At 72.8% G+C, this 12560-nt stretch carries 10 protein-coding genes and 1 pseudogene; 1 reads left to right on the top strand and 10 read right to left on the bottom strand.

The window, feature by feature from the left end; translation table 11 throughout:
* Positions 1-2: 2 nt before the first annotated feature.
* A complete protein-coding gene (locus tag AMO33_RS28590) occupies positions 3-1685 on the bottom strand; it encodes an Hsp70 family protein (RefSeq protein WP_060594903.1) in 1683 nt (560 codons plus the stop codon).
* Positions 1686-1787: 102 nt separating this feature from the next.
* Here AMO33_RS28590 and AMO33_RS28585 point away from each other — a divergent pair, with 102 nt between their 5' ends.
* Positions 1788-2348, top strand: coding sequence for a nucleotide exchange factor GrpE (locus AMO33_RS28585; RefSeq protein ID WP_107103145.1), 561 nt, complete (start codon positions 1788-1790; stop codon positions 2346-2348).
* Between the two features lie 81 nt (positions 2349-2429).
* Here AMO33_RS28585 and AMO33_RS28580 read toward each other — a convergent pair whose 3' ends face one another.
* From AMO33_RS28580 to infB, 9 genes and pseudogenes are all read right to left on the bottom strand, one after another.
* Positions 2430-3164, bottom strand: a complete 735-nt coding sequence (locus AMO33_RS28580; RefSeq protein WP_060594902.1) for a TIGR03943 family putative permease subunit — start codon at positions 3162-3164, stop codon at positions 2430-2432.
* Positions 3161-4165, bottom strand: a complete 1005-nt coding sequence (locus AMO33_RS28575; protein ID WP_060594901.1) for a permease — start codon at positions 4163-4165, stop codon at positions 3161-3163. The genes AMO33_RS28580 and AMO33_RS28575 overlap by 4 nt, the downstream gene beginning before the upstream one ends.
* Before the next feature lie 51 nt (positions 4166-4216).
* A complete protein-coding gene (locus tag AMO33_RS28570; RefSeq protein ID WP_060594900.1) occupies positions 4217-5134 on the bottom strand; it encodes a cupin-like domain-containing protein in 918 nt (305 codons plus the stop codon).
* Positions 5135-5349: 215 nt separating this feature from the next.
* Entirely contained in the window at positions 5350-6099 is a 750-nt protein-coding gene (locus AMO33_RS28565) for a nucleotidyltransferase domain-containing protein (RefSeq protein ID WP_060594899.1), read from the bottom strand.
* A 157-nt stretch (positions 6100-6256) separates the two neighbouring features.
* Positions 6257-7606, bottom strand: a complete 1350-nt coding sequence (locus AMO33_RS28560; protein WP_011210596.1) for an MATE family efflux transporter — start codon at positions 7604-7606, stop codon at positions 6257-6259.
* Positions 7603-8664 carry a DHH family phosphoesterase gene (locus AMO33_RS28555; RefSeq protein ID WP_082668832.1) on the bottom strand — a complete coding sequence of 354 codons (1062 nt, stop codon included), beginning with the start codon at positions 8662-8664 and terminating at the stop codon, positions 7603-7605. Before AMO33_RS28555 ends, AMO33_RS28560 begins: the two co-directional genes overlap by 4 nt.
* Positions 8665-8674: 10 nt before the next feature.
* On the bottom strand, positions 8675-9118 hold the full coding sequence (rbfA, locus tag AMO33_RS28550) for a 30S ribosome-binding factor RbfA (protein ID WP_011210598.1): 444 nt from the start codon (positions 9116-9118) through the stop codon (positions 8675-8677).
* Positions 9119-9151: 33 nt separating this feature from the next.
* A complete protein-coding gene (locus tag AMO33_RS28545) occupies positions 9152-9442 on the bottom strand; it encodes a DUF503 domain-containing protein (RefSeq protein WP_041561228.1) in 291 nt (96 codons plus the stop codon).
* 88 nt (positions 9443-9530) lie between these two features.
* Positions 9531-12450 (bottom strand): annotated as a pseudogene (gene infB, locus AMO33_RS30765) (translation initiation factor IF-2).
* Between the last annotated feature and the right edge of the window lie 110 nt (positions 12451-12560).

Here is a 12560-nt window from a genome sequence, read left to right as displayed (position 1 = left end):
CGCTAGCTGTCGCGCCGCCGGGAACGCTGCACCTGCTCGAGTTCGCGAGCGACATCGGCCTGCGAGAGCGTGGCACCGGTCTGCGCCGACAGCGTCAGCGGCATGTCGGCCTCCACGTGGTAGGCGGTCACGTGCAGCACCCCGTCGAAGCCCATCTCGAAGGTCACCCGCACCTCGCTGCCCGCCGGGTAGCCGGGCGGGATCCCGCGGATACGGCCCTCCACGAGCACCTTCGTGTCCTCCGGCCGCACCGATTCGGCCTGGCCCTGCTGTTCGACGATGGTCAGCTCGATCTGGTCCTGGTCGGCGCGCACGGTGCCGAACGAGCGGCGCACCCGCACCGGCAGGGTCTGGTTGCGATGGACCAACCAGGCGGCGGCCAGGCCGTAGTGCGAATCGAGCGCCAACACGCCGAAACCGCGCGAGACCACGGTGTCGACCTGGATCTCGAGCATCCGCCGCACCACGCTCACCGGCTGCCCGAACGAGGCCGCCACGCGGGCCACCGACTGTTCCAGATCGCCCGGAGCGGCTTCCGACACCGAGCCGCCGTCGCGCAGCCGTCCGCGGGTGACCAGGTCGGCGACGACGAGCCGCTCCATCTCCAGCTTCTCGCCGTAGAGCGCCGCGCCACGGGCCACCGACAGATCCGGGTCGCGCAGTTCGCCGTCGAGCCCGAACTCCCGGCGCAGCTCGCGCGCCACCATCGGCATCCGCGACGACCCGCCGACCAGCAGCAGCCGGTCGACCCGCGCGACACCGCGTTTGGCGGCCTCGGCCAGGCAGTCGCGGGTCAGGTCGAGAGTGCGGCGCATCAGCGAGGCGGTCATCGCCTCCACCTCGGCGCGGGTGAGGGTGACCACCGCGCGGGCGCCGTCGTGTGCCACCACGACCTCGGTGCTCTCGGCCTCGCTGAGTTCGCGTTTCGCCCGCTCGGCGGCCAGCACCAGCATCTGGGATCCGGCCGAATCGTCGAGCGGGTCCTCGGCGTCCGGGTTGGCCGCGCAGAAGCGCTGGGACAGGTGCAGGGCGATGCGCTCGTCCCAGTCGGCGCCGCCGAGCTGGTGGTCGCCCTCGACCGCGAGGACCGAGATGCGCCGGTCGGCCAGCTCGATGACGGTGGCGTCGAAGGTGCCACCGCCCAGGTCGTAGACCAGCACGGTCTCCCTGGTGCCTGCCTTACCGACGTCGACACTGCCGTCGAGTCTGCCGAACCCGTAGGAGAATGCCGCCGCGATGGGCTCCGACAGCACCCCGGCGACGTCGAAGCCCGCGTAGGTGCCCGCCTGGATGGTGGCCTTGCGTTCCTCGTCGCCGAAGTAGGCGGGCACCGTGATCACCGCGCGCCGCACCGGCTCGCCGCAGGCGAACTCGGCGTCGGCGGCGAGGCTCTCGAGAATCAGCGCGGAGACCGCCGGCGCCGACCACAGCTGGCCGTGCGCGGCGAACCGCCAGTCCGCGTCGCCCATGCGGCGTTTCACCAGCGCGCACACGTGCTCGGGGTCGAGCCGGGCCTGACGACGCGCGCCTTCCCCGACGAGATGGTCGAAGGGCGAGGCGAAGAGGACGACCGACGGCACCGTCGGTTCGCCGTGCAGGCCCGTGAGTACGTCGGGTCGACCGTCGGCGTCGATCCGTGCGATTGCCGAGTTGGTCGTGCCCAGGTCGATGCCGAAGACCCCCATGCGTGGTGATGCTAGCAGCACCCCGCGACACCCTCGCGCGCATCGGCCGGTGAATCCGGCTGCCGCTCGGACCGATTCGCCCGGCCGGGCTATGGTGCCCCCATGACGGAACCGGCGCAGCGGGCCGACCGCCCCCGCGACAGCAGTCCCGACCAGGGCGAATCCGCCCCCGCGACACCGCAGGAGGCCACCGGCGCCGCCGAACCGGGCGCCGCGGCGCTCGCGGCGCTGGCCGAGCGGGTGGAGGATCTGTCCCGGGTGGTCGCCCGACAGGCCGCCACGCTGGAGCGCATGGCCGACGAGGCCAGGGCGCGGGCACGCCGCGATCGCGCGGACCTGCCGCTGCTGACCGAACTCTTCGCCCTGCACGGCGACACCGTGACCTGCGCCCGCACCGCCGAATCCGACCGCGACCGCACCGCCTTCACCGCACTCGCCGGCCGCCTCGAACGCCTGCTCACCGGTCGCGGCGCCACCCTGGTCACACCCGGACCGGACACGCCCTTCGACGCGCGCACGATGGAGGCCGCCGACGTCGTCGACGTCGCCGACCCGGCGGCCGACCGCACCGTCGAGGCGCTGCTCTCCCCCGGCCTGCTCGTCGAGGACCGCTCTGTGCGTCCGGCCGCCGTCGTCGTGCGCCGCCACCGGCCGACGACGTGACCCTCGAGGGGCCGGCACGACCGCGCCCGTAACCGACGGCCCGCCCGCGCGGGCCCGGCCGTGCCCGGCCCGCCCACGACCTCAGCGCACCTGTTCGTAGGAGTTCTCCGGCCGCTCGATCCGCCGGTGCCCGTGCACGACGAGCGTCGGCGCGAGTTCGGGATCGCTTCGGGCACTGCCGGTTTCGACCACGCCCCGCACCTCGAGCCAGGTGTCCTCGGCGAGCGGCTCGGCCACGCCCGCGAGATGGACGCGCACGTAGCGCGCGTCGGCCACACAGCAGCTGATCACCACGCGGGCCAGATCCAGGCCGCCGTCGCGGCCGTGCAGCACGAACCCGCTGACGGTGACCTCCCGGGCGTCGAGCGAGCCGAGCGCGTCGAAGTTCGCCCGGTTGACCAGGTCGGTGATCGTCACGAACGGCGCAGGCTCGTCGGGCAGCGGCGGAAACGGCCTGACCCGCGATTCGGTCTCCGCCGACAGCGACCGCGGACGCAGCGGCGCGCTCGTCACCGCGGCGTCGGCGCCCAGCGCGGGCGGGGTGACCAGCAGCAACGCCGCCGCGGGCACCAGCAGCACCCAGTGCACCTTCCCGCTGCCGTGCGCATGGGCGTCATCGTGCCCGTGGCCGGGTCCGCCCCGGTACACGTCCCGCACGATCGCCGCGGTGGCCAGCGCCAGCACCGCGAGGCCGGAGATCAGCAGGAACGGAAACAGGCCGGCCTTGACGTAGCGCAGGTAGGTGTCGTCGAAGACGATGCGCAACACCGCGATTCCGACGAGCACCAGCAGCAGGTTCTGCGTCTCCCGTCTCATCGCACACCGCCGAGGAACGCCAGGCCCGCCAGGGTGGCGCAGACGAGGGCGACCACGAACGTCAGCGGGGAGAACCACAGTGCGAACCGGCGGCCGAAGGTGCCCGCCTGCATGGCGAACAGCTTGACGTCCACCGCCGGTCCGACCACGAGGAACACCAGCCTGGGCAGCAGCGGCAGCGACGACATGCTCGCCGCCACGAACGCGTCGGCCTCCGAACACAACGCCAGCACCACCGCGAGCACCGCCAGCACCAGGATCGCGAGCAGGATCTGCCCGGCCAGCTGCTCGTACCAGTGCGGCGGCACCAGCACGTGCAGGACGGCGGCGGTGGCCGCGCCGAGCACGAGGAACGCGGCGGCCTGCAGGAAATCGTGCCGGGCGGCCTCGGCGAACACCTCCGCGCGCGTCCGCCCCACCGCGCAGCTCGCGCCGCGTCCGGTGGGCAGCAGCCAGTGCGCGCTGCCGAAGCGCGACCACAGCAGACCCATCATCAGCGCGGTCGCCAGCGATCCCGCGAACCGGGCGGCGACCATCCCCGGCTCACCGGGAAAGGCGACCGCGGTCGATACCAGCACGACCGGATTGATCGCGGGCGCGGACAGCAGGAAGGCCAGCGCCACCGATCCCGGCGCCCCTTGGTCGATCAGCCTGCGCGCCACCGGCACCACGCCGCATTCACAACCGGGCAGCGCGATTCCGGCCAGCCCGCCCACGCCGATGGCCGCGGTCTCGTTGCGCGGCAGGATCTTCCGCAACGCCAGCGGTGACACGAACGCGGCGATCAGCCCGCTCACGAGCACGCCGAGAACCAGGAACGGCACGGCCTGCACGAAGACCCCGACGAACATCGTCAACCCGGTGCGCAGGCGCGCGTGCGCGTCCACCGCCGCGGCCAGCGGCGCCTGCCAGAGGATCCCGGCGACGACGAGCAGGGCGAGAACGTGCGTGGAGGAGACCCGGAACCGCGCGCGGCGCACGGTCGACTGCTCGAGCATCATCCCATCTTGCCAAGGATGATTATCGTTATCGACAACCGCCGTGCGCGGATCTCAGGCCGCGCGCCGGAACCGGCCGGTCACCCCCGCCACGATCCGCAGCAGCCCGCGCATCGCCATCGGGAAGAAGGCCGCCCGCATGAACTCGAAGTACTTCGGGTTGTACCGCGCCACATACGAGATCGAGGCGTCCAGCGATTCGACCTGGTGCCACCAGAACATCGGGATGTAGAGCACGTCGCCGGCGTCGAGCACCACGTCGTAGCTGGTGGCCCGGCGCAGCCGCGGGTAATCGGCGGTGTCGGGGTCGAACTGGTCGGGCAGCCGGGTGTAGGGATCGTTCACCCTGCGCGGGACGATGCCGTAGACGTTGTGGTACTCGTTCGGCGGGAACAGCCGCACCCGCTTGCGCCCGTGCAACTGGATCAGCAGACCGTGCCAGGGGTCGTTGTGCAGCGGAGTCAGGTTGCCGGACTGGCCCATCCACACGCTGCTGGCGGCCGTGCTCTGGGTGCGCCCGCCGACGGTCGCGGGCAGCTGCTCGGCCAGCGGCTTCGGATTGGCCGCCGCGCGCGAGTGGTACTTCTTGTCCGGGCGCGGCGTGTCGAATACCGCGTCCATCACGTCGCCGTACTCGAGCAGTTCCACCGGCGAGGTCTCCTGGGTGAAGACGTTGGTGGTGCTGGTGAGCGCGTAGACCTTCTCGGTGCGGTACTTCTCGCGCAGCCGCTGCGGCTGGTAGTCCTCGAACACCGGCCACGCGGTGGCGACGTCGCGGATCACCACCGGCGTCTTGCTATCGAAAACCTCGGCCAGTTCCAGGTTCTCGTGGTCGGGTACCACCCGGCCGGGGGTGCCGCCGGTGCGGGGCCGCACCCGGTCGCGCACGCTGCGAGCCAGCCACAGCGCGAATCCGGCGCCGAGGATCGGCGCCAAGGTCAACGGCCGTTCGTCGTACCCTTTGTCCGTCATCTCCCACTCCCCTTCGACACGTCGCGCCGCACCCGGGCCGGGCTGCGGGCCTCTGCTGACGTTATCGGCGTCACCACCGCGAATCGATACACCAGAAATGGTGTCTGTACAGGTAGACGGCGTGTCCCGCGCGGGTCGGCGGGTCCGAGCGCCCGGCGGCAGGCGGCGGTGCGCACCCCGCGGCGGCGGCCCACCGCGGGGTGCGCGAGCACGGCTCAGGAGCCGATACCGAGCAGGGTTTCGGCCCGGGCCAGCGCGTGGCCGAGCACCCCGGGTTGCGGTCGCAGTTCCGCGACGACGGCGTCGATGTCGCGCAGGCCGGCCCGCGCCAGCAGCCGCTTCTCGTTGGTCACCCACTCCCCGCGTTCGGCCAGGATCGCGTGCGCGGTGTACATCGCGGCGGTGGCGAGCGCGGCCGCGAATTCGGTGACCTGGGCGCGCGGGAGGTAGGCGCCGCGCGCGTACCGCAGGGTGAGCGCAGCCCGGTCCCGCCAGATCGGCGGCGCGGATTCGCGCAGCGCGGGCGGGTAGTCCGGGCGCGGCAGCTCGCCGGACAGGACCTGGTTGACGGCGAGTTCGGCCGGCAGCAGGTAGCTCGGAATGCCCGCGAGATGGAACATCAGCGGCTCCCAGTGGAAGTGCCCGGCCCGGGCCCGCTCGAGTTCGCGCTCGACCACGTCGAGGTCGCGGTAGTGCACGTCCACGTGGCGGCCCTCGACGGTGAGCCAGGCGCCCCCGTTGAAGACGCCACCGCCCCAGGCGCCGAGCTCGGAGACCTCGCCGGGCCAGCCGATCGCCCGCAGGTGCTCGGGGCGGAAGTCGCCGCGGTAGTAGATGCCGAAGTCCCAGTCGCTGTCCGGGCGAGCGGTGCCCTGGGCGCGGGAACCGCCCAGGGTCACCGCCAGCACACCGGGCAGCGCGGCCAGGCGCTCGGCGACGTGATCACGGAATTGTTCGTCGGTCATGGAGTATCCGATCGTCGACGGTGCGGTGGAAGGCGATCGCGGACAGCACGATTCGGCGCCGACGGGGCTCGCGGCGCCGTAGGTGTGTCACGCGGGATCGGTCACTGCACAGCCGCGATCCTACCGAGTGATCACGGGGCTGCCGCCTGGTTTCCGGCTACTCGGCGGCCACGGCGGCGCCGTGGGGCACCTCGCTGCCGACCGTCGCCCACTTCCCCGACATCGTCCGCCGGCTCACCGCCGCCAGCCGCAACACCATGAACGCGGCCAGCCCGGACCAGATCCCGGCGATCCCCCAGTCGAAGGCCAGCGACAACCAGATCGCGGGCAGGAAGCCCAGCAGCGCCGCCGCGAGCGTGGCCGTGCGTAGGAAGGCGGCGTCGCCCGCGCCGAGCAGCACCCCGTCGAGGGCGAACACGACACCCGCGACCGGGATCAGCGCGACGAAGAACCACCACGCCACCTGGGTGCGCTCCAGCACCGCCGCATCGGTGGTGAACAGGGCCGGGATCACCGTGTAGCCCGCGGCGAACACCGCCGCCAGCGCCAGCGCGAACAGCTCCGACCACCGCGTGATGCGCCCGGCCAGCCGGCGCGCGCCCGTGGCGTCACCGCCGCCCAGCGCCGCGCCGACCAGGGTCTGGGCCGCGATGGCCAGCGCGTCGAGGGTCAGCGCGAGGAAGCTCCACAGTTGCAGCACCAGTTGGTGGGCGGCCACCGAGGCCGCGCCGAAGCGGGCCGCCACCGCCGCCGCGGAGACGAAGCACGCCTGGAAGGACAGGCTGCGCAGGATCAGGTCCCGCCCGAGCACGAGTTGCGCGCGCATCACCGACCAGTGCGGGGTGAGCGGCACCCGTTCCCGCACCACCGCCGTGACGAACAGGGCCGCCGTCACCGTCTGCCCCGCGACATTGGCCACCGCCGAACCCGCCAGTTCCAGACGCGGTGCGCCGAGCAGCCCGTGGACCAGTACCGGGCACAGCACCGCGGACAGCCCGAGCCCGCACACCACGAACACCAGCGGCCGCCGGGTGTCCTGCACCCCGCGCAGCCAGCCGTTGCCCGCCATCGCGATGAGGATCAACGGCACGCCGAACAAGGCGATCCGCAGCCACGGCAGCGCCTCGGCGGCGATGTCGCCACCACCGGAAATGGCGGCGGTGACCGGCCCGGCCGCGGCCTGCATCACCACCAGGATCAGTCCGCCGACCGCGACGGCCAGCCAGGTGGCCTGGACGCCCTCGGCCACCGCGCCGGGCCGGTCACCGGCGCCGTGCCGCCGCGCCGAGCGGGCGGTGGTGCCGTAGGAGAGGAAGGTCAGCTGCGTGCTCACCTGCGCCAGGATCAGCCCGCCGACCGCGAGCCCGGCCAGCGCCAGCGCGCCCAGCCTGCCCACCACGGCCAGATCGAACAGCAGATACAGCGGCTCGGCGACGAGCACGCCCAGCGTGGGCAGGGCCAGACCCAGGATGCGCCGGGGTCCCGCGGCGGCCGGGTCCGCGCTCACCCGAGCGCCCGCACCAGCGCCCCGACGATCTCCTCGGGGCTGCCCTCGGCGGTGTACCCGGCGGCGTACCGGTGCCCGCCACCGCCGAGCGCGGTGGCCACCGCGGCGACGTCGACGCCGTCGTCGGCGCCCGGCCCCGAATCCCGGGAGCGCAGCGACACCGTCCACCGGCCCGACTGTGCGCGCGACTCCTTGAAGACCGCGGCGATGCCCGCCTCGGCGGTGGTGCGGACGATGTCGATGACGCTCTCCACCTCCTCCGAACGCACGTCGGTGAGATCGGCCCGGTGCACGAACGCGTACGCGAGCCCGACCCCGCCGCGCACGCCCGGTTCCAGGCGCGCGGTGGACAGCACCCTGGCCAGCATCGGCAGCCAGGCGAAGGGGTGGGTGTCGAGCAGTGCGCGAGCGATCTCGGGGCCGTCGATCCCGGTCGCGAGCAGCCGTTCGGCCAGCTCGTGGGTGCCGGGGCGGACCCAGCGGAACGAGCCGGTGTCGGTGACCAGCCCGGCGTAGAGACAGTGCGCGACGGGGGCGTCGATCGGCTCACCCCACACGTCGAGCAACCGCGCGACGAGTCCCGCGGTCGACTCGGCGCCGGGGTCGACGACGTTGATCGCACCGAAGCGGGTGTTGGACCGGTGGTGATCGATCACCACGGTGGTCGCCGCGCCCGCGAGCCGGTCGGCGAGCGCACCCATCCGGCTCGCGCTGGCGCAGTCCACCGCGACGAGCACATCGGCGGTGTCCGGCACCTCGGCGGGCGGCACCAGCAGGTCGGCGCCGGGCAGGGTCGCCATGCTGGCGGGGAGTTCGGCGGGCTCGGCGAACGCCGCCCGCACGGCCACGCCGCGCCTGCGCAGCACCGTCGCCAGTGCCAGCGCGCTGCCGACGGTGTCGGCGTCGGGCTGCACGTGACTGACCACGGTGACCGAGCCCGCCGCCGCCAGCGCGGTGACGGCGGCACGCAGCGCCGCGCCGACCATGTCCGGCGAACCGTCCGAAGAGGCTTGCGCCGCAGCGGAATCCGCTCCGACGCCGGGACCGCTGGTCGTCATCGGCGGCGCGTCACTCGGCGTCGTCGCGATCGGTCTTGTACGGGTCCGGCTCGCCCGCGTGCCTGGCCTCCGCGGCCACGCGCGCCACCTCGGCGTCCGCGGCGCGCGCCCTGGCCAACAGCTCCTCCATCTCCCGCGCGGCGTCGGGCACCTTGTCCAACACGAACGCCAGCGACGGGGTGAACTTCACCCCGGTGCCCGCGCCCACCTTCGACCGCAGCACCCCCTTGGCCTTGGCCAAGCCGGCCGCCGCGGCGTCGTAATCGGGTTCGGCGTCGATGGTCTCGCCCATGACCGTGTAGTACACGGTCGCCTCGCGCAGATCACCGGTGACCTTCGCGTCGGTGATCGTCACGAAACGCAGCCGCGGATCCTTCACTTCGTACTCGATGGCGGTGGCCACGATCTCCGAAATCCGCTTCGCGAGTCGGCGTGCCCTGGCTTGATCCACCACGGCTGTCCCTCCTCACTATCGATGAAAAACCGTCTAGTCCTCGGGTCCGAAGACGCGGCGGCGTACTGCCAGCAACTCTAGCTCCGGGCGCGCCGCGACGTGCCGCTCGCATTTGTCGAGCACGGCCGTCAGATGGCTCATGTCCGGGCTGACCATGCCCACGCCCAGCAGCGTGCGCCGGTACCGGTCGTGTTCCCCGGCCTCGGCCACACTCACCCCGAAGCGCTGCAACTCGGCGAGCACCGGCCGGATGACCGACCGCTTCTCCTTCAACGAGTGCACGTCGCCGAGCAGGATGTCGAACTCCAGTGCACCCAGGTACACCCACACACCTTCCCGTTCACGGCGACCGGACCGCGCGGCCGCGCCCACCTTCCAGGGCAGGCGCGGCCGCGCGGTGGTCGTCGAGGCGTCAGTCGCGCGGCTTCTCGCGCAGCTCGTAGGCCTCGATGATGTCGCCTTCCTTGATGTCGTTGTAGGTCAGCGTCATACCGCACTCGAAGCCCTCGCGGACCTCGGTGACGTCGTCCTTCTCCCGCCGCAGCGAGGAGATGGTCGTCGTCTCGGCGACCACCACGTTGTCGCGCAGCAGGCGCGCCTTGGCGTTGCGCTTGACCGACCCCGACAGCACCATGCAACCGGCGATGTTGCCGACCTTCGACGAACGGAAGATGGCCCGGATCTCGGCGCGACCCAGCTCGACCTCTTCGTAGATCGGCTTGAGCATGCCCTTGAGGGCCTTCTCGATCTCGTCGATGGCCTGGTAGATCACCGAGTAGTACCGGATGTCCACGCCTTCGCGGTTGGCCAGCTCGGTCGCCTTGCCCTCGGCGCGCACGTTGAACCCGATGATGATCGCGTTCGAGGCCGAGGCCAGGTTGACGTTGGTCTCGGTGACACCACCGACACCGCGGTCGATGACCCGCAGGCGCACCTCGTCGCCGACCTCGATCCCCATCAGGGCCTCTTCCAGCGCCTCGACGGTACCGGCGTTGTCGCCCTTGAGGATCAGGTTCAGCTCCGACGTCTCCTTCAGCGCGGCATCCAGATCTTCCAGGCTGATCCGCTTGCGGCTGCGCGCGGCCAGAGCGTTGCGCTTGCGCGCGTTGCGCCGGTCGGCGATCTGGCGGGCGATGCGGTCCTCGTCGACGACCAGCAGGTTGTCACCGGCGCCCGGCACCGAGGTGAAGCCGACGACCTGGACCGGCCGCGACGGCAGCGCCGCCTCGACGTCCTCGCCGTGCTCGTCGACCATCCGGCGCACGCGACCGTAGGCGTCGCCCGCGACGATCGAGTCGCCGACCCGCAGGGTGCCGCGCTGGATGAGCACGGTCGCCACCGGGCCGCGGCCGCGGTCGAGGTGCGCCTCGATCGCGACGCCCTGGGCGTCCATGTTCGGGTTGGCGCGCAGGTCCAGCGCCGCGTCCGCGGTGAGCAGCACCGCTTCCAGCAGCGCGTCGATGTTGGTGCCCTGCTTGGCGGAGATGTCGACGAACATGGTGTCGCCACCGTATTCCTCGGCCACCAGCCCGTATTCGGTGAGCTGCTGGCGGATCTTCTCCGGGTTCGCGCCTTCCTTGTCGATCTTGTTGACCGCCACGACGATCGGCACGTCGGCCGCCTGCGCGTGGTTGATGGCCTCCACCGTCTGCGGCATGACGCCGTCGTCGGCGGCGACCACCAGGATCGCGATGTCGGTGGCCTTCGCACCGCGGGCACGCATGGCGGTGAACGCCTCGTGACCCGGGGTGTCGATGAAGGTGATCAGGCGGTCCTCGTCGCCGAGGTGCGTCATCACCTGGTAGGCGCCGATGTGCTGGGTGATGCCACCCGCCTCGCCCTCGCGGACGTTGGCCTTGCGGATGGTGTCCAGCAGTCGGGTCTTGCCGTGGTCGACGTGACCCATGACGGTGACCACCGGCGGACGGACCTGCAGGTCGTCCTCGTCGCCCTCGTCCTCGCCGTAGGTGAGGTCGAAGCTCTCGAGCAGCTCGCGGTCCTCGTCCTCGGGGCTGACGACCTGCACGACGTAGTTCATCTCGCTGCCGAGCAGCTCGAGGGTCTCGTCGTTGACCGACTGGGTCGCGGTCACCATCTCGCCGAGGTTGAACAGCGCCTGCACCAGGGCCGCCGGGTTGGCGTCGATCTTCTCCGCGAAGTCCGACAGCGACGCACCGCGGGCGAGGCGGATGATCTCACCGTTGCCGCGCGGCAGCCGCACGCCGCCGACCGACGGCGCCTGCATCGAGTCGTATTCCTGGCGCTTCTGGCGCTTGGACTTGCGGCCACGACGCGGGGCGCCACCGGGACGGCCGAACGCGCCCGCGGCACCGCCGCGACCGCCCGGACCACCCGGGCGACCGCCGCCACCACCGGGACGACCGCGGAAGCCACCGCCCGCCGGTGCACCCGCACCGGCGCCGGGCGCGCCGCCACCGCCGCGGTAGCCGCCGCCACCGCCACCGGGACGACCGGCACCGGGGGCACCGCCGGGACGACCGGGACGGCCGCCAGCGCTGGGGCCGGGACGCGGCGTGCGCTGCGGCATCGCACCCGGGTTCGGGCGCGGCGGCATCGAGCCGGGGCTCGGCCGCGGACCACCCGGACGCGGACCGCCCTGCGCGGCCGCGGGGCGCGGGCCCGGCGTGGCGCCGGGACGCGGCGCACCCTGGCCGGGGCCGGGACGCGGACCACCCTGCGCGGGGCCGGGACGCGGGCCGCCGGGCCCGGGACGGGCCGCGGGACGCTCCCGCTCGGGCGCGGGCTGGGACGAGTAGGGGTTGTTGCCGACGCGCGGGGTCTTCGGACCCGGCTTGGGGCCGGGTCGCGGACCGCCCTGCGCCGGAGCGCCGGGGCGCTGCTGCTGCTGGCCGGGACGCGGGCCACCCGGGGTCGGCCGCTGGGCGGGCGCCTCGGGCGCCGCCTTGGCCGCGGGGGCCTCGGGGCGGCCGGACGCGCCGGGGTGGGCGCGGGACCGGGCTTCACGGCCGGGCCGGGCCGGGCGTCGGTGGGACGCGCGGTCTGCTCGGCGGGCGCCTGGGGCGCCGACGCCGCGGGGCCGGGGTACGGGGACCGGGGCGCGGACCGCCGGGGGTGGGCTTCGCGCCCGGACGCGCCGACGCCGCGGGACCCGGCTTGGCGCCGGCCTTGGCGCCGTTCGCGGGTGCGGACTTCGACGCGAACGACTCGCGCAGCCGGCGTGCGACGGGTGCTTCCACCGTCGAGGACGCCGACTTCACGAACTCGCCTTGCTCCTTGAGCGTTGCGAGTAGTTCCTTGCTCGTGACACCGAGTTCTTTCGCCAACTCGTGCACGCGGGCCTTGCCTGCCACTGCTCTCCTCACTGAGAGGTCGAGCAGCGCCACCGTTGTGGGAGGGGACGGCGGCCCGCACGACCTCGGGTTATCTCCGATGGACGTTCATCGTTGGTACTTCACGGTGT

Source organism: Nocardia farcinica (genome assembly GCF_001182745.1).
GTDB classification, from domain to species: Bacteria; Actinomycetota; Actinomycetes; order Mycobacteriales; family Mycobacteriaceae; genus Nocardia; species Nocardia farcinica.
Note: the sequence above shows the minus strand (reverse complement) of the source record. Positions and strands in the feature narration are given on the sequence as shown.